The organism is Armatimonadota bacterium (assembly GCA_016869025.1).
In the GTDB taxonomy this organism is placed as follows: domain Bacteria; phylum Sysuimicrobiota; class Sysuimicrobiia; order Sysuimicrobiales; family Humicultoraceae; genus VGFA01.
Window position 1 is genome coordinate 21,344 of the sequence record VGFA01000021.1, and the last position, 17,450, is coordinate 38,793.

Here is a 17,450-nt window from a genome sequence, read left to right on the forward strand (position 1 = left end):
ACCGTGACGAATCCGACCAACCCCACTCGCGAACGCGGCCTCTTCATCACGATCGAGGGCCCGGAAGGCGCGGGCAAGAGCACCCATGCCCACCGGCTGTACGAGCGGTTCCGAGGGGTCATCCCCCTCGTGCTGGCACGAGAGCCCGGCGGGACCGCGATCGGCGAGGCCATCCGCGCGGTTCTCCTCGACGAGCGCCGCAGAGAGATGTCCGCCGAGACCGAGATGCTGCTGTTTGCCGCGAGCCGGGCGCAGCACGTCGGCGAGGTGGTGCTGCCGGCGCTGGAAGCGGGCACCTGCGTCCTTTCCGAGAGGTTCGTGGACGCGTCCATCGCGTACCAGGCCTACGGCAGGGGCCTTCCCGCAGAGGTAGTGCGCCGGGTGAACGAGGTCGCGACGCGGGGCTTGGTCCCCGACCTCACCCTGCTTCTGGACGTGGATCCATCGGTCGGCCTGCCCCGCGCCCGGGGCGCCGATGGCAAGGAAGGCCCACGCGGCCGCGGCGACCGCCTCGAGCAGGAGACGCTGGAGTTCCACCGGCGGGTGCGCGCAGGATTCCTTCAACTGGCGCGCGAAGAGCCATCGAGATTCGTGGTCGTGGACGGTACACTGCCCGCCGAGGAAGTTCACGCCGCGTTGGTGGACGCGGTCCGGCGGCTGCTGGACCGCCGGGGGTGGTGTGCATGAAGCTGGTGCTCGTGATCGCCCAGGAGCAGGACGCCGGCCGGCTCATTGATGCGCTCACCGAGGTGGAGGTGCAGGCAACGATGCTGGCCAGCACCGGTGGGTTTCTCCGCGCGGGGAACGCCACGATCCTCACGGGCGTAGACGACGGCCAGGTTGAGGCCGTGCTGGAGGTGGTCCGGCGCGTCTGTCAGCGGCGCGAGCAGTTGATGACGCCCATTCCACCGGTCGTGGAACCGGTGGACTCGTACGTTACGTATCCAGTGAAGGTGGAGGTCGGAGGCGCGATCGTCTTCGTGTTGAACGTCGAGCGCATGGAACGCGTCTAAGAACCGGGGGAGCCGCGTGGCATTTCGCGACGTCGTCAACCAGGATCACGCCATCCTCTTGTTCCGGTCCGCGGTCCGCGCCGGAAAAGTTGGGCATGCCTACCTTCTGGTAGGTCCCAAGGGCGTGGGGCGGAGGACGCTGGCGCTGGCGTTCGCGCAGTTCCTCAACTGCGATCGGCCGGACGGCGACGCGTGCGGCGAGTGCGATCCGTGCCGGCGAATCGTCTCGGGCAACCACCCCGACGTGCGGATCCTCGACGTGGCGCACGACAAGTTCTTCGAGGCGCCAGAGAAGGACTACCGGGGCAAGGAGATCCCGATCGATCAGATCCGCGCCCTACGGCAGGATGCCGCGTACGCGCCCTACCAGGGCCGGCGCAAGGTCTACATCATCGCCGACGCCGAGCGGCTGAACCCGAACTCGTCCAACAGCCTGCTCAAGATCCTGGAGGAGCCGCCGGAGCGGATCACCTTCATCCTGATCGCCGAGTCGGCCGTGGCCCTGCTGCCTACGATCGTGTCCCGCTGCCAGCTCGTGCGGTGTACCTACCTGAGGGCCGACCAGATCGAGCGGGCGCTGGTCGAGCGGTGGAAGGTTGACGAGGGACGGGCCGGCGTGATCTCCGCGCTGGCCGACGGCCGGCTGGGCCGCGCGCGGGAATGGGTGGATTCCGAGGAACGGCTGGCAGCGAGGGACCGGCTGCTGGATCTGCTGCCCGCGCTGGAGGAGGGCGACCTGCTTGTCCGGCTCGACGCGGCCGAGGCGCTGGTGAAGGAGACGCAGGGCAAGGAAGGCGACCTGCTGCCCCAGTTACTAGACCTGGCCGTGCTGTGGTACCGGGACCTGCTGGTCTGGAAGCAGCTCCAGGAGCCCGCGCTGCTTGTCAACCGCGACCGGCAGTCCCAAATCGCGAGATTGGCCGTGGAGTACGGCGAGGCGATGCTGGGCGCGCGCATCGAAGCGGTCGAGGCGGCGAAGGAGTCGCTGCGGCGGAACGTGAACGCGCGGCTTGCGCTGGAGAAGCTGTTCCTTTCGTTCGGGCCGGCCCCGGTGGCGGCGCCCTAGAACACCTGCAGCAGGAAGCACTTGAGGTAGCGGGTCTCGGGCATCGTGGCCAGCATGGGATGATCCCGCGCCTGGGATCTGAACTCCACCAGGCGCATCTCCCGCCCCGCGTCCCGTGCGGCCTCCAGCAGCGTCAACCACATCGTCTGCTCGTCCACGTGCCACGAGCACGAGCAGCTCACCAGAAACCCCTCGGGTCGAAGCAGGCGGAGACCGCTGAGGTTGATCTCCTTGTATCCGGCGAGCGCCTTGGGCACGGCGTGCCTGCTGCGGGCGAACGCCGGGGGATCGAGGATGACCAGGTCGTAGCGCTCCCCTGACTGCGCCAGGTCCCGCATCGCGTCGAAGGCATCGGCCTCCCTATAGAGACAGCGCCCGCCCACACCGTTCATCTCGGCGTGGGCACTGGCCGCGGCAACGGCCTCGGCGCTGGCATCCAGACCGAGCACGGAACCGGCGCCTCCCAGGGCGGAGTGGATCCCGAAGGCGCCGGCGTAGCAGAACGCGTCCAGGACCCGTGCGCCGTGCGCAAAGGGACCGATGGCAAGCCGGTTCTCCCGCTGATCGCAGAACCATCCGGTCTTCTGGCCCGTCGCAATATCCACCAGGAATCGGGCCGGGCCTTCCTGGATCTCGATCTGCGTCGCGGACTCACCACGGGCGAACTGCCGGTAGAGAGGGAGTCCTTCCAGGGTGCGGCTTCGGGCGTCGTTGCGGAGGTAGACCGTCCCGGCGCCGGTCCGATCTTCCATCAGCGCCACCAGCAGGTCTGCCAGTACCTCCCGGCGGCGCTCCATCCCCGCAGTGAGCGTCTGCATCACCAGCACATCGCCGTAGCGGTCCACGATCAACCCGGGTAGCAGGTCTCCCTCTCCGAAGACCAGCCGGTAGGCGCTGGTCCCGGAGACGACCCTCCCCCGGAGGGCGATCGCGGCTTCCAGACGGCGCCCCAGGAACCTGTCGTCTATGGGCTCCTCCTGGTGGGTCAAGATCCGGACCCGGATCTTGGACTGCGGGTTGAAGTAGCCGCGGCCGAGGAACCACCCGCGCGGCGTGCAGACGTCCACGATGTCACCGGCCTCCGGCCGGCCTTCGACCAGGCCGATCTCTCCCCCATAGACCCAGAGGTGGCCGGTTTCGATCCGCTCCTCGCGGCCGCCGCGCAGCAGCACCCGTCCGGTTACGCGCTCCCCCGTCACACTGCCTCCTGCGTCCGGTGGCGCACCATGGCTGGTGGAGTTCCATGGTGGGAGGGTTTACCCTTCCGGCGCCGAAGGGTCTGCTGGAATAGAAACGAGGTTTCACAATGCGAAACACGGGCCGGGCCCGGGAGAAGCGCCCCAACGCGTGGCACCTGGTTCAATCGGTAGACCGGGCGCTTTCGCTGCTGGATCTTCTCGGAAACGGGAACGCCAGTTTGGGCATCAGCGAGTTCTCGAGGGCAACGGGCCTGAGCAAGGCCGTCGTGTTCCGTCTCGTGCGGACGCTGGAACGGCACGGCTACGTGACGCAGTCCGAAGACCGCCGGTACGCGCTCGGGACCAAGCCGCTCGAGCTTGCAAGCGTCGTGCTCCACCGTTTTGACGTCCGCCAGGTCGCACGCTCAACGATGCTGGATCTTGCCGAGCGCACCGGCGAGTCGGTGGTGCTGACGGCTCCCAGCCGGGACGGGGTGATCTGCCTCGACACGGTAGACGGCCCGCAGCAGATCAGGGTGAGCTTTCGGCTGGGAAGGATCACTCCCTGGCACGCGGGCGCCGCCGGAAAGATCCACCTGGCGCATCAACCCGACATCGCGATCCGGCAGGTGATCGCCAGAGGACTCCCACGGCACACCGCGCGTACGGTTACGAACAAGAGCAGGTTGCTCCGAGACCTCGCACGGATTCGCCACGACGGATACGCGTTCACGGTGGGGGAGTTCGACGACGGGGTTGCCGCAATCAGCGCTCCCATCGTGGACTCACGGAGGGAGGTCGTCGCCGCCCTAAGCATCGGCGGCCCGGCCTTCAGGTTCGGTGACGACCGTGTGCCCTACCTGATCGGGGAAGTGCGGCGGGCCGCCGACGAGGTCTCGAAGCGGATGCTTGGTAGTCCCGTCGTCCCGCAGGGCCGTTGAAACGATAGGCCGTCCGGACTGCAGTGAAATCGCAGGGAAGCGAGGTGAGGACGAGGTGGTCAGCGAGGTAGCAAGGCAGAGAGTGCCAGGCACGGTCGTGGCGGCGTGGGTGATACTGGCTCTGTGCGCCGTCCCCGTCTCGGTGTCCTCCCAGGTTCGGGAGGTTCCGTTCACTCACATCGAGCAGCAGATCGTCACGGCTATCGACCCGCAGGCAGCTGTGGATGAGAGCAGCCTTCACTCGGCGATCAACCTGTATGATCCTCTTCTCTATCCAGACGTGGAGAAGGGTTCGATGGAGCCGCGGGCGCACTTGGCGGAGTCATGGACCATCTCGCCCGACGGGAAGACATACACCTTCAAGCTCCGCCGTGGCGTGAAGTTCCACAGCGGCCGCGAGATGAGCGCCGAGGACGTGGTCTTCTCGATGGACCGCGCGCTTCGGCTGAAGCGCGGCTTCTCCTGGACCTGGACACCCGTGCTCGATGTTGGGCGGACCAAGGCGGTTGACAGGCACACCGTGCGGTTCGAGCTCAAAGATGCCTACGCGCCCTTCCTCGGAACGCTACTCGTCTTCTTCGTCATGGACAAGGACCTGATCATGGCGAACCTCCGTCCCGGTCCTCACGGCGAGTTCGGGGACTACGGCGCGGCCATGCTGGAGCGAACGGACGCCGGCTCCGGTCCCTACCGCATGGAGCGATGGGAGCGCGCCACAGAGATGGTCATGGCACGCTTCGACGACTACTGGCGCGGCTGGAAGCCCGGCCAGATAACGAAGGTTTTCTACAAGACGGTCATGGAGGAAGCCACGGTCAAGACCCTGATCATGGCGGGGCAGGCCGACATGGTAAACCAGTGGCTCTCCCCCATCAGCTTCCAGGAGCTCAAAGTGCCCGGGATCGTCGTCAAGGAGGATCCCAGCGTACAGCTGTTCCACCTGCCGATGAACACGAAGAAGGCGCCGCTGGACAACGTCAAGGTTCGCCAGGCGATCTCGCACGTCTTCAACTACGACATCGCCATCCAGCAGATCTTCATCGGGGCCACGAAGGCAAAGGGGCCGGTGCCGGTTCGGGTACCGGGCTGGAACCCGCAGGTGCCCACATACGGTCGAAATGTAGCCAGGGCAAAGCAGCTGATGGCCGAGTCCGGTATCAGGCCGGGTGACATCACGCTGGAGTACCTGTGGCTGCCCGCGATCCCGATGCAGCGGCTCATCGGGCTGCTGCTCAAGAGCAACCTCGAGGAGATCGGGATCAAGCTGGACATGATCTCAGAGCCATGGGCCAGGGTTGTGGAGCGCGCCGTTAAGGTCGAGACCACCCCGCACCTCACGGCGATCTTCGACACGCTGAAGTACCCGCACGTGGACAGCCACACATACGGCATGTACCACCCGAGCTGCTGGGGTACGTTCAGGTGCATGAGCTTCTACGAGAACCCAACGGCGACGAGGCTGCTTGAGCAGGCCCGGCGGTCGGTGGACACCAAGGAGCAGATGCGGCTCTACATGGAGGCGCAGGTCGTGATAGGAAGGGACGCGCCGAGCCTCTACATCGCGAACCCGCTGCACAGGATCGCCTTCCGGGACTACGTCAAGGGATACCGCTACGTGGGGCTGCTGGGATTCGACACCGCTTTCTATGACTTCACCATAGCCCGATAGGTAACCGGGGGGTGGCCGCCGGCCACCCCCCATCAGAGTGCGCGAGGATGAGCTTTCGCACGTACCTTCTGCGGCGCATACTCCACATCATCCCGGTGATGGTGGGGCTCTCGATCCTCATCTTCACCATCTCCCGCGTCATCCCGGGCGACCCCGTGCGCCTGGCCCTGGGACCCGAGGCGACGGTCGAGCAGGTGGAGCAGCTCCGCCACCAGATGGGGCTGGACCGGCCGCTGCACGTGCAGTATCTCAACTATGTCGGAGGGCTCCTGCGCGGGGATTTCGGCTACTCACTGCGCACCCACCGGAACGTGACGAAGGACCTCATCGACTTCTTCCCGGCAACCCTGGAGCTGACGACGGTCGCGATGGCGATATCGATCGCGGTCGGCGTGCCCCTGGGGATCATCTCCGCCGTGCGGAAGGACTCGATGGGAGACCACGCCAGCAGGCTCGTCGCCCTGGCGGGGGTTGCGCTGCCGCGGTTCTGGCTGGCGATCCTCCTCCAGATCGTGTTTGCCTACAAGTTGGGGCTCCTGCCGACGATAGGGCGAGGACCCGCGCCGCCCGTGGCGATCACCGGGTTCTACCTGGTGGACAGCCTGCTTGTGCTCGATATCCGATCCTTTCTGGTCTCCGCGAAGCACATCGCGATGCCGGCCTTCGCGCTGTCGGTGGGCACGCTGGCGCAGATCATGCGCCTGATCCGAGCCAGCATGATAGACGAGACGCGAAGAGACTATGCGCTCGCCGCCCGATCCTACGGCCTGCCGGCCAACCTGATAGTCTACAAGTATATGTTGAAGAACGCCTTCACGGCGACGCTTACCATCATCGGCCTGAGCTATGGTTTCCTGCTGGGCAACGCATTTCTCGTCGAATACGTCTTCGCTTGGCCGGGCCTGGCTTTCTACGGGGTGGATGCGCTGCTCTTCAAGGACTTCAACGGTGTCATCGCGGTGACACTGGTCATAGGCATGGCGTTCGCGCTTGTCAACCTGCTGGTTGACATCCTCTACGGGTATATCGACCCGAGGGTACGGTACGGGGAGAGATGATGGTGCGGGCAGACGAGTGGCGGAAGATGTGGTTCCGCTTCCGCCAATCAACCCTGTCGGTCATCGGGCTGGCGATAGTGGTCCTTATAGTCGGTGCGGCGATTCTCGCCCCCTACATCGCCCCCCACCCAAGACACGCCGGATCGTTCGTGAACTTCGAGGCCAGTCTCAAGCCGCCGTCGCGGACCCACATCATGGGAACCGATGACGCGGGGCGTGACATCCTATCCAGGGTCTTCTTCGGGGCCCGGATCTCGATGACGCTCGGGGTGGCCGTCCTGCTCCTGTCGGTGTTGATCGGGGTGCCGCTGGGGCTTGTGGCCGGCTATTGGGGGGGCCGATTGGGCGGCGTGATCATGCGGATCACCGACGTCTTTTTGGCCGTGCCGCCGATAGCGCTGGCGCTGGCCGTGACCGTGGCCCTCCGCCCCAACCTGACGAACGCGATGCTTGCCATCTCCTTTGCCTGGTGGCCCTGGTACACTCGGCTCGTCTACGGGCAGGTGCTCTCACTCCGCGAAGAGCAGTTCGTGGAGGCGAGCCGCGGGTTGGGCGCGGGGCCGATGCGGACTGCCTTTCATGAGATACTCCCCAACGTCTGGTCGCCAATACTGATAAAGGCCACCCTCGACATGGGGTTCGTCATCCTGACCGCCTCTGGGTTGAGCTTCCTGGGACTGGGCGCCCAGCCTCCGACGCCCGAATGGGGCACGATGATCGCCGAGGGGCGTAGCTACCTTCCCGGCCACTGGTGGACCGCGACATTTCCGGGTCTTGCGATCTTCGCAGCAGTGTTGGGCTTCAACCTGCTCGGTGACGGGCTGCGCGACGTATTCGACGTCCACATAGAGCAGTGGCGGGCGGGGTCGTAGCGATGGACCGCGCGCTGCTGGACGTTCGCGGTCTACGGATCCACCTCCTCACCTACGAGGGGCGCGCCCGCACCATCAACGGCGTTGACCTTGCCGTGGCCAGGGGCGAGAGCGTGGCTCTGGTGGGAGAGACCGGCTGCGGCAAGTCGGTGACGGCCAAGGCGATAATGGGCCTGCTGCCGCCCAACGCCGAGGTCGTCTCAGGGACCGTGAAGTTCAAGGGCCGGGACCTGCTGCGCCTGCCTGAGTCGGAGAGCCGCACGATACGCGGTCGCCAGATCGCCATGGTGTTCCAGGATCCCTCCACGGCCCTGAACCCCGTGTTCACGGTGGGCGAGCAACTCAGCGACGTGCTCGTCTGGCAGGGCGCGAGCCGCGCTGTTCCTGGCCGCCGGAGGGACGGCGGGGTCCGCGCGCGGTGCGTTGAGCTGCTCCGGCTCGTGCGGATCCCGGATCCCGAAGGGATGCTCAGCCGGTTTCCGGTGGAGCTATCCGGCGGTATGCGCCAGCGCGTGCTCATCGCGCTGGCCCTGGCCGGTCGGCCGGAGCTGCTGATCGCCGATGAGCTGGGAACCGCGCTCGACGTGTCGGTCCAGGATCAGATCCTCGGTGAGCTGACCGAGCTCGTGCGCGGCCAGGACCTCTCGGTCCTCTACATAACCCACAACCTGGGCGTCGCCCGTATGGTATCAGACCGGATCTACGTGATGTACGGGGGAGAGATAGCCGAGGTGGCTCCCACAGGGGAGATGTTCAGCCGGCAGTACCACCCGTACTCACAGGGCCTGCTCGCGGCGGTGCCCCGTCTGACCGGTACCATAGGCAGCGGCATAGAGGGTCGCATTCCCGACTACATCGCGCCGCCTCCGGGCTGCCGCTTCTCACCACGCTGTTCTGCCCGCATGGAGGTGTGTGACGGGCAGGTTCCGCCGGCGGTGGACATCGGGCCGGGCCGGCGGGTGGCGTGCCACCTCTACGGCCAGCACGCAGGAGGCGGGTAGTGGCCCTCGTCGAGGCCAGGGACATCGTCAAGCACTTCCCGATCACCGCGGGACTCCTGCACCGCAAGGTGGGTGACGTGAAGGCGGTTGACGGCGTCAGCATTTCCGTGGAGGCAGGCACAACGCTGGCCCTGGTAGGCGAGACCGGATCGGGGAAGACGACACTGGCCAGGATAGTGGTTCGGCTGCTGCCGCCGACCGCGGGCCGGATCTTCTTCGATGGCAGTGAGATCACAGGGCTCAACGATGAGGCGCTGCGACCCTTCAGGAGGCAGGCGCAGATCGTCTTCCAGAACCCCGCTTCCTCGCTTAACCCTCGCCACCGCGTGAAGGAGATCCTTGAGGAGCCCCTGCTGATCCACCGCATCGGCACTCCCCCGAAGCGCTGGCGCAGGGTGGAGGAGCTGCTCGAAACCGTGGAGCTGCCGCCCAGGGACTTCGTGCTCCGCTATTCCCACTCACTGAGCGGCGGGCAGCGCCAGCGCGTGGCCGTAGCCCGCGCGCTCGCGCTGGAGCCCCGGTTCATCGTCCTGGACGAGCCCACGGCCGCGCTCGATGTGTCCGTCCAGGCCAAGATCATAGGGCTGCTGCGACGGCTGCAGTGTGAGATGCGCCTGGCCTACCTGGTCATCTCTCACGATCTCAGCCTGATGCGGAACTTTGCCGATGTGATTGCGGTCATGTACCTGGGCAGGGTTGTGGAGGCGGCTCCGATGGCCGACCTGTTCCACCATTCAGCCCACCCCTACACGCGGGCCCTGCTCTCCGCCATTCCCACGGTCTCCGACGAGGAGAGCGCGCTGATTCCTGAGAAGATCGTGCTGACCGGGGAGGTTCCGAGTCCCGCACGCGTGCCGTCGGGATGTCCGTTTCATCCGCGGTGCTACGCGCGCATCGAGCCGTGCGATCGGGTCGTTCCCGACGCGATCTCCATCGCACAGGGCCACAGCGTCAGGTGCATCCTCTATGATCCCGCTTACGGCAGAGGCGGACTGCGCGGTATCCCCAGGGCAGGTCCAACAGAAGGGGCAGATGGAGTGGATTGATAGCGGGGCGATTGCTCCAAGCTTGGAGAGGAGGGTTCAGAGATGGAGTTCGCGCTGGGAACCGAGGGGCTGAGGGAGTACCTATCGTTCGAGGTTGCGGGAGCGGCCCGCAAGCTGGTGGAGCAGGTCGCGCTGGCCAAGCCGGGCGAGACCGTGGCCGTCACCGCCGACACGAGCAGCGATCCCCGCGTGGTGGAGGCCACGGCGGCCGCGGCGCACGCGGCGGGAGCCGTGCCGGTGATCGTGTGGTATCCAACCCGGCTGGGCGGCGGCCATGAGCCGCCGCGGCCTGTCGCCGCCGCGATAGCCTCAGCCGACGTGTGGATCGAGTACGCGGTAGGCTACCTGCTCTACTCGAACGCGTATCACACCGCCATGCAGCAGGGGGCGCGCTATATCTGCCTCTCGGGCGTGGACGCGGACCTGCTGGTGAGGTCGGTCGGGCAGGTTGACTACCCCGGCGTGATCGCGCTGGGAGAGACGCTGCTCGCCCTGATGGGCAAAGCCAGGATCGTCCGGCTGACCAACTCGGCCGGGACGGACCTGTCCGCGGACAACGGCGGCCGCTTCATCCGGCACTCCGGCAAGCTGGCCGATACGCCGGGCGAGCCGATCATGCTGGGAGGCCAGATATCCTGGTGCCCGCTGGAGGGCACGATCAACGGGCACGTGGTGGTTGACGGCACCATATGGCCGCCCGCGGATGTGGGGCTGGTGCGCTCCCCGGTTACCCTGACCATCGAGTCGGGGATCGTGCGTGGCGTAGACGGCGGGAGTGAGGCGCGCACATACGAGCGGTGGCTGGCCGCCTTCGGCGACCCCAACATGTACCGCGTGGCGCACTACTCGCTGGGCTTCAACCCGGGCGTGAGGAGGCCCACCGGGCGCATCGTAGAGGACGAGCGCATGTTCGGCTGCTTCACCATGGGGATCGGGACGCAGGGCGCACAGATGAAGGCGACCGTGTGGAAGGCGGCCGCGCACACCGACTGCGTGCTGCCCGCGCCCACCATCCACCTGGATGGAGAGCCGCTTCAGGTGGACGGCAGGTACGTGCATCCTGACGTCGCATCCGCCTGCCGGGCGCTGCGGGTGTCGGGGTACTAGAGCGATGCCCGCTGTCCTGCATGTGGTGCCGGTATGCGCCCGCCCGGGACGGGTCGAGCAGGTGAGGGCATACCTGGCGGACCTTGTCCCGGGGATGCGCGCGCACGTGATTGACCTTCCACGCGGGCCGGCGGATCTCGAGCACTTCACCGATGAGCACGCCGCCATAGGGGAGATGCTCGAGGTCCTGCCCGGCTACGTGCGCGCCCACTCAATAGATGCGGTCAGCATCGGCTGCTTCTACGATCCCGGCATGTGGGCGCTGCGCGAGGCGCTGGAGGTGCCGGTCGTCGGGATCGCAGAGGCGAGCCTGGTGCTGGGCGGCTTCCTCTCCCCGCGCCTGGCGGTCCTGATAGGCGACTGGAAGTGGCTGCCGAAGATGGAGCAGAACGCCCGCAAGACCGGGATGTTGCAACGCGTCTGCGCCTGGAGATCCATCGAGCGATCTGTGCAGGCGATACAGGACGACCCGGAGGGCTGCTACCGGGCGATCCACAGTGAGGCGCTCCTGGCCAGGGATGAGGACCGCGCTGGGGCAGTCATACTCGGTTGTGCGGCGCTTGCGGGGACCGCCTCCAGGCTCCAGGACGCGCTCGGCCTGCCGGTTGTGGATCCTGTCGTGGCCGGCTACCTGGTGGCGTGCGCGCTGGCATCAGCCGGGCTGCACACAGGCAAGACGCTGGGGTACCGCCGGCCTACCTAAGCCGTGGGTCGAAGGCGTCGCGCAGGCCGTCGCCGAGCAGGTTGAACCCCATTACCGTCATGAAGATCGCCACGCCGGGCAGCGTGGAGACCCACCAAGCCTCCCGCAGGTAGGCCCTGCCCTCGGCCACGATGGCGCCCCACTCAGGGGACGGCGGCTGCGCGCCCAGGCCCAGGAAGCTGAGCCCCACGCCCGAGAGGATCGCGCCGGCCAGGCGCAGCGTGGTCAGCACGACGATAGGGGCGAGCACGTTTGGGAAGATGTGCACGCGCACGATGTGCGCGTCGCCGCCGCCGGTCGCGCGCGCCGCGTCCACGAACTCCTGCTCCCTCACCGACAGAACGTTTCCACGCACCAGCCGCACCAGCCCCGGGATGCCGCCGATCCCGATGGCTATCATGACGTTCTGCAGGCCCGGGCCGAGGACGGCCACGATCGCGATCGCAACCAGCAGGCCGGGAAACGCCAGCCATAGGTCCACGATCCGCATCACCACGTCGTCGAACCGCCCCCCGCGATACCCGGTGATGAGCCCGAGCGGGATGCCGATCACGTCCGAGATGGCGATGGCGATCAGTCCCACCGAGAGCGAGAGCCGTCCGCCGTATAGCACCCGGCTCAGCAGGTCCCGGCCGAAGGAGTCGGTTCCCAGGGGGTGCCGCACCGACGGCGGCGCGAAGCGCTGGTCGAATTGCACTTGGATGGGGTCGTCGTCGGTCAGCCACGGCGCCAGCGCAGAAGCGGCGATGAAGAGCAGCACGATTATCGCGCCGGCAGCGGCGCCGCGGTTGCGGCGCATCCGGCTGAACCCGATTGCCCAGTGCGACCGCCCGGCGTCCATCATCCGTACCGGATGCGGGGATCCAACAGGCCGTAGAGCAGGTCCACCAGCAGGTTCATGAAGACGAAGATCACCGCCGCTACCAGCACCACCGCCTGAATCACGGGGATGTCGCGGGTGAAGATTGCGTCCACCGCCAGCCGGCCAATCCCCGGCCACCCGAACACCGTCTCTACGATCACGGCGCCGCCCAACAGGCTGGCGAACTGCATCCCAACGATCGAGACCACCGGTATCATGGCGTTCTTGAGCGCGTGCCGGTACACGAGCCGTCGGGGGCCCACGCCCTTGGCGCGCGCTGTACGGATGTAGTCCTGGCGCAGCACCTCCAGCATGGACGAGCGCGTCAGGCGGGCGATGATGGCGGAGGAGCTTGTGCCCAGCGTGATCGCCGGAAGGATCAGGTGCGCCAGACTGTCCGCGCCGGCCGGCGGCAGCCAACGGAGGTGGAGGGAGAACACGAGGATGAGCACCAGTCCGAGCCAGAAGTTCGGAAGCGAGACTCCTGCCAGCGCGACCACCATGGTGCCGTAGTCGAGCGCCGATTGGTGGTGCATCGCCGCGATCGCGCCCAACACGACGCCCATCGCAACCGCGACGAGCGTGGCCGCTACCGCCATGTGCACCGTGTATGGAATCCGGAACGCTATCTCCTGCGCCACCGGCCGGCGCGTGTGGATGGACCGTCCGAAATCCCCCTGCGCGGCGCGCACCACGAACGAGGCGTACTGAACGTAGATCGGCCGGTCCAGGCCGAGCTGCCTGCGCATCCTCTCCACCTGCTCCGGGGATCCGGCGTCCGCCAGCATGACGCGGACCGGATCCCCGGGCACCAGGTGGACGAGCAAGAACACCAGGAACGAGATTCCCAGCAGGACCGGGATCAAATGCAGCAGCCGCCGGGCAACGTAGCGAAACACGGCTCAATTCACGCGGTCCCGCCGCGGACTGCCTGCCACCCGATCACCTAGCGCGTCCTGTAGGCGTCCAGCAACAACAGGTTCCCGAACTTGTCGTAGTAGATGTCCTGCACGTACGGCTGATTGAAGTTGACCGAGAGTTCCGAAGCCAGCGGAACCCAGGGCACTTCCGCCAGCAGAATCCGCTGGAGCTGCTTGTAGACTTCCAGCCGCTTGGCCGTGTCCACGGTCGTCTGCCCGTCTTCGAGCAGCTTGTCCACCTGAGTGTTGACGTAGTGCACGCGGTTGGTCGTCGCCAGCCGGCTGCTGTGGAAGAAATAGTAAAGGATGTCGGCGTCCGGCCACCCGTACGAGATCAGAATCGCGTCGTGCTCCCCTCGCTGGGTTGAGGCCAGGAGCGTGGCGGGCTCCATCTGCTCGATGTTCAGCTTGATGCCGGCCGTCCGCAGTTGCGACTGCAGGACAACGGCCACACGCACGTTGGTCATGCGGGCGTAGGTCCAGACCGTGAACTCAAGCGGCCTGCCGTCCTTCATCATCGCCCCGCCCGGCCCCGGCCGGTAGCCGGCCTCCGCCAGGAGCGCCCTGGCTCGATCGGGGTCGTGGTTGAGCGCGAACTGCTTCACCCCATCCCAGTAACCCCAGATCGTCGGCGCGATCGGACTGAGCATCGGTACCGCCAGGCCCTCCAGCGCGATGCGCGCCACCTCGTCTGTATTGGTCGCGTGCCCGATGGCCCGACGCACGCGCACGTCGTTGATGGGCGGCTTCTTGACGTTGAGCCCGAGGTAAGTCCCGCTGGTGGTCGGGATCTGGATGAACGGGAACTTGCCATCGCGCATCATGCGCCTGGCGTCTCGAGCAGGAGCACCCGGCAGGATGTCAATGTCGCCCCTCTCGAACGCGATCACCCTCGTGGACTCGTCCGGCACAATCCGGATGATGAGCTGGTCAAAGTTGGGCGCGCCGCGGTTCTTGTAGTGCGCGGGTCCCCAGGCGTAGTCGGGATTTCGCTCGTAGACGATCCGGTCGTTCGGGATCCACTGCTTGAAACGGAACGGTCCGGTTCCAACCGGGTTCTGCCCGTAGTCGGCGCCCATCTTCGCGATGGCCGTCGGGGAGAGGATCGCCAGGAACGATATGCGCAGCGACGAGAAGATCGGCGCGTACGGCTTGGAGAAGACCAGGCGCACGGTGAGGTCGTCCACCACGTCGGTGCGCGTCAGCGTGCCGACCCACGATGCCCCGGGCGCATTCGTCTCCTTGCTCACCAGGCGGTCGAACGTGGTCTTGACCGCGGCCGCGTTGAACGGGGTGCCGTCGTGGAACTTCACTCCCCGCTTGAGCTTGAAGGTGATTGCCGTGCCGTCCTGGGAGATCTCCCAGGACTCGGCCAGCCCAGGGATGAACTCGCCGGTGCGCCGGTCCACGGTCACCAGGGTTTCGTACATCACCGCGTGCGCGATGTTGACCGACGGCGTGCGGTGCGGGTCTAGCGAGGGAGGATCCGAGCCGATCACCATCGTCAGCGTACCACCTCGCGCCGGGGCCGGGGCCGCGCCGCCGCTGCCGGCGGTTATGGCCAACAGCACCACCACTACCAGAAGAACCGGAAGGGCGTTCCACCGCGTCATATGCCTGCCTCCTCCTCGTATGCGATTACCTGGCGTGCGACTACCGGACAACCAGTACAGGACAGTGGGCCTCGTGGATCACACGCGTGCTGACCGACCCCAGCAGCGCAACACCCACCCTGCCGAGCCCGCGCGAGCCCATCACGATCAGGTCGCACCCGCGGGCGCGCGCCACGTCCAGGATGGCGTGAGCGGCAGGGCCTTCCAGCACCGACTCCTCGTATGCCACGCCCTCTTCCTCCAGGACCTTCGCCGCCCCTCGAACAAGCGCTTCGCTTGCAGCCAGCCGTTTGGCCATGAGCTCTTCGAGGTACGGCGACCCCAGATCCCTGGGCAGGGGCTCAAAGGCCGTCAGCACGACCACGGTCGCGCCGTAGCGCCGGGCGATGCCTGCGACGATGGTCAGCGCCTTGCGCGCGTGCTCGGATCCGTCCGTAGGGTAGAGAATTGTCGTGAACACGGCTTTCTCCTTTAGAAGAGTCTAGAGACCACGTAGGCAACTAGGACCAGCACCGCGATCCCTGCCCAGAGCCATGTTCGGCCGCTCCGGCCGCGGGCCTTACGCGGCCGGAGGTCGGGCGTCTCGGCGCAAGCCGCGCAGTAGTTTCCAGCCCCGAGCCGGACCACGCAGCTTCCGCACAACGCCCTGCCGCAGCCCGAGCAGTAGGCCAGCGCCAGCCGGTCGGCGTGATTGGAGCAGGGGATGCCGCTCACGCGCCCCCTCCCAAGAAGGCGGACAGCGCCGCGTTGAAGGCGCCGGCGTCCTCGATGAACGGGACGTGTCCCATCCCGTGCATGATGTGCACCTGCGCGCCCGGGATCGTCCGGCCCGCGACGTCGGCCTGATCCGGAGGGATGACATGGTCGCGGGTACCCCAGACGACCAGCGTGGGCGCCGTGATGCGCGCCGCCACGGCCCTGGCCTGCTCCACGATCTCAGGGCGTACGCCCCGCAGGGTCACCGAGGCCCGCAGCGTCTTCATGAAGGTCTCTCCGGTTACGGGTCGCGCTGCGTTGCGCCGGGTGATCTCGACCAGCGCATCAGGGATGCGGCGCTGGTCGGCAAACGCCTCCCGGAGTCCCAGCCGGGGGAAGCGGCGGGTGAGCGCCAGGAATCCCTCTCCCATCCAGCGGATCGTCATCAGCCGCAGCGTAGTGCTCAGCCCGGTGCCGAAGCCGGCGGGCGCGGCCAGCACCAGTGCCGCGCAGCGCTCGGGCGCGGTTCCGGCTGCCAGCGCGGCAATCGCGCCGCCGAGCGACGAGCCGATGATCGCCGCCCTGGGTACCCCCACGGCGTCCATGAATGCCAGGGTGGCCACAGCCGCGCCCTCGGGTGTGGACGCGGCGGCGATCGGGTCTGACAGCCCAAACCCAGGGAAGTCGAGCGCAATCGTGGTGTATCGCTCGCGCAGCGCCGGAACCGTCCACTGCCAGAACTCTAGCGATGCCCCGATGCCGTGGATAAGGACCGCGGGCGGACCGCTGCCCTCGACGCGGTAACGGATGCGTGCCCCCATCACCTCAACGAACCGGTCGGTTTCCATCGCTGACCTCCTAAGCGTCTGAGGCGCGCTAGGTTCTTGGCGTCCGGGCCCGCATGGTTGAACCCAGGCGTCTCAATGATACCCGGCAGGGCCCGGAGGCGCGGGTGCGCGAGGAGCGCACGAAACCCTCCCGACCCAATCAGGCCTTCGCCGATGTTGGCGTGGCGATCGCGACGCGACCCCAAGGCGCCCTGCGAGTCGTTCAGGTGGAGCACGCGCACCCGATCCCATCCCACCGCCCGGTCCGCCGCGGCGATCATCTCCTCGATCCCCGCCGGCGTCCGCAGGTCCCAGCCCGAGGCGAACAGGTGCGCGGTGTCCAGGCACACGCCGACCCTGGCGTCTCCGTGCACTCCGTCCAGCACCGCGGCCAGATCGTCAAACGTGGCGCCCAGCGTGCCGCCGGAACCCGCGCTGTTCTCGATCAGCACCACCGCGCGCTCGGTGGCGCCGAGGATCTGCCGCACTGCGGTGGCTATCCGGCGCAGCGCCGCGCCCTTTGGAGAGGACAGGCGGCTGCCCAGGTGCGTGATCACGCCCAGGCCCCCGAGCCGCTCGACACCGCGCAGCGTGGCCAGCAGCGATGCGACGGACCGGCGCCGGAGATCGCGGTCCGGCGTACCCGGATTCACCAGGTAGGCGGCGTGCGCGACCAGCGGATCGAGGCCTGCGGCGCGCCGCTTCTGGATGAACCGCTCGATCACGTCATCGGGATAGACGCTCTTCCGCCACTGCCGCGGCGATCCGTAGAAGATCTGCAGGCAGTCGCAGCCCATTGCCACCGCGCGGTCAATGGCCAGATCCAGAGATCCGCTGATGGAGACGTGGGCTCCCAGACGCATGGCCGCTTCGTTCTT

At 67.0% G+C, this 17,450-nt stretch carries 19 protein-coding genes; 11 read left to right on the forward strand and 8 right to left on the reverse strand.

Annotated features, from left to right (window positions below; translation table 11 throughout):
- The first annotated feature begins 3 nt into the window (after window positions 1–3).
- From FJX73_10460 to holB, 3 genes are read left to right on the forward strand one after another with little or no spacing between them, the layout of a single operon-like run.
- Entirely contained in the window at window positions 4–687 is a 684-nt protein-coding gene (locus tag FJX73_10460) for a dTMP kinase (GenBank protein ID MBM3471193.1), read from the forward strand.
- The gene (locus tag FJX73_10465) at window positions 684–1,013 is read left to right on the forward strand and encodes a hypothetical protein (GenBank protein ID MBM3471194.1); all 330 of its coding nucleotides are present in this window, start codon (window positions 684–686) and stop codon (window positions 1,011–1,013) included. Before FJX73_10460 ends, FJX73_10465 begins: the two co-directional genes overlap by 4 nt.
- Window positions 1,014–1,029: 16 nt before the next feature.
- Window positions 1,030–2,079, forward strand: coding sequence for a DNA polymerase III subunit delta' (holB, locus tag FJX73_10470; protein ID MBM3471195.1), 1,050 nt, complete (start codon window positions 1,030–1,032; stop codon window positions 2,077–2,079).
- On the opposite strand, the gene FJX73_10475 is transcribed toward holB, so the two are convergent.
- A complete protein-coding gene (locus FJX73_10475) occupies window positions 2,076–3,278 on the reverse strand; it encodes a class I SAM-dependent rRNA methyltransferase (GenBank protein MBM3471196.1) in 1,203 nt (400 codons plus the stop codon). The two genes, holB and FJX73_10475, sit on opposite strands and share 4 nt — an antisense overlap.
- A 107-nt stretch (window positions 3,279–3,385) precedes the next feature.
- Between FJX73_10475 and FJX73_10480 the strand changes: the two genes are divergently transcribed.
- From FJX73_10480 to FJX73_10515, 8 genes are read left to right on the forward strand one after another with little or no spacing between them, the layout of a single operon-like run.
- The gene (locus FJX73_10480) at window positions 3,386–4,198 is read left to right on the forward strand and encodes an IclR family transcriptional regulator (GenBank protein MBM3471197.1); all 813 of its coding nucleotides are present in this window, start codon (window positions 3,386–3,388) and stop codon (window positions 4,196–4,198) included.
- Between the two features lie 55 nt (window positions 4,199–4,253).
- On the forward strand, window positions 4,254–5,867 hold the full coding sequence (locus tag FJX73_10485) for an ABC transporter substrate-binding protein (GenBank protein MBM3471198.1): 1,614 nt from the start codon (window positions 4,254–4,256) through the stop codon (window positions 5,865–5,867).
- 47 nt (window positions 5,868–5,914) lie between these two features.
- Window positions 5,915–6,925: an ABC transporter permease gene (locus FJX73_10490; protein MBM3471199.1), complete on the forward strand. Its 1,011-nt coding sequence runs from the start codon at window positions 5,915–5,917 to the stop codon at window positions 6,923–6,925.
- A complete protein-coding gene (locus FJX73_10495) occupies window positions 6,922–7,797 on the forward strand; it encodes an ABC transporter permease (protein ID MBM3471200.1) in 876 nt (291 codons plus the stop codon). The genes FJX73_10490 and FJX73_10495 overlap by 4 nt, the downstream gene beginning before the upstream one ends.
- 2 nt (window positions 7,798–7,799) lie before the next feature.
- On the forward strand, window positions 7,800–8,798 hold the full coding sequence (locus tag FJX73_10500) for an ABC transporter ATP-binding protein (GenBank protein ID MBM3471201.1): 999 nt from the start codon (window positions 7,800–7,802) through the stop codon (window positions 8,796–8,798).
- On the forward strand, window positions 8,798–9,844 hold the full coding sequence (locus FJX73_10505) for an ATP-binding cassette domain-containing protein (GenBank protein ID MBM3471202.1): 1,047 nt from the start codon (window positions 8,798–8,800) through the stop codon (window positions 9,842–9,844). The genes FJX73_10500 and FJX73_10505 overlap by 1 nt, the downstream gene beginning before the upstream one ends.
- Before the next feature lie 42 nt (window positions 9,845–9,886).
- Complete coding sequence (locus FJX73_10510; GenBank protein MBM3471203.1) at window positions 9,887–10,951, forward strand: hypothetical protein; 1,065 nt, start codon at window positions 9,887–9,889, stop codon at window positions 10,949–10,951.
- A 4-nt stretch (window positions 10,952–10,955) separates the two neighbouring features.
- On the forward strand, window positions 10,956–11,654 hold the full coding sequence (locus FJX73_10515; GenBank protein MBM3471204.1) for a hypothetical protein: 699 nt from the start codon (window positions 10,956–10,958) through the stop codon (window positions 11,652–11,654).
- On the opposite strand, the gene FJX73_10520 is transcribed toward FJX73_10515, so the two are convergent.
- The 7 genes from FJX73_10520 to FJX73_10550 are packed head-to-tail and all read right to left on the reverse strand — an operon-like array spanning window position 11,647 to window position 17,435.
- Window positions 11,647–12,498, reverse strand: coding sequence for an ABC transporter permease (locus tag FJX73_10520; protein MBM3471205.1), 852 nt, complete (start codon window positions 12,496–12,498; stop codon window positions 11,647–11,649). The genes FJX73_10515 and FJX73_10520 overlap by 8 nt on opposite strands.
- Window positions 12,495–13,415: an ABC transporter permease gene (locus FJX73_10525; GenBank protein ID MBM3471206.1), complete on the reverse strand. Its 921-nt coding sequence runs from the start codon at window positions 13,413–13,415 to the stop codon at window positions 12,495–12,497. Before FJX73_10525 ends, FJX73_10520 begins: the two co-directional genes overlap by 4 nt.
- Window positions 13,416–13,462: 47 nt before the next feature.
- Complete coding sequence (locus tag FJX73_10530) at window positions 13,463–15,049, reverse strand: ABC transporter substrate-binding protein (GenBank protein ID MBM3471207.1); 1,587 nt, start codon at window positions 15,047–15,049, stop codon at window positions 13,463–13,465.
- Window positions 15,050–15,089: 40 nt separating this feature from the next.
- Window positions 15,090–15,509, reverse strand: coding sequence for a universal stress protein (locus FJX73_10535; GenBank protein ID MBM3471208.1), 420 nt, complete (start codon window positions 15,507–15,509; stop codon window positions 15,090–15,092).
- An 11-nt stretch (window positions 15,510–15,520) separates the two neighbouring features.
- Window positions 15,521–15,763: a hypothetical protein gene (locus FJX73_10540; protein ID MBM3471209.1), complete on the reverse strand. Its 243-nt coding sequence runs from the start codon at window positions 15,761–15,763 to the stop codon at window positions 15,521–15,523.
- Window positions 15,760–16,593: an alpha/beta fold hydrolase gene (locus FJX73_10545; GenBank protein MBM3471210.1), complete on the reverse strand. Its 834-nt coding sequence runs from the start codon at window positions 16,591–16,593 to the stop codon at window positions 15,760–15,762. The genes FJX73_10540 and FJX73_10545 overlap by 4 nt, the downstream gene beginning before the upstream one ends.
- Entirely contained in the window at window positions 16,566–17,435 is an 870-nt protein-coding gene (locus FJX73_10550; GenBank protein ID MBM3471211.1) for a deoxyribonuclease IV, read from the reverse strand. The genes FJX73_10545 and FJX73_10550 overlap by 28 nt, the downstream gene beginning before the upstream one ends.
- Between the last annotated feature and the right edge of the window lie 15 nt (window positions 17,436–17,450).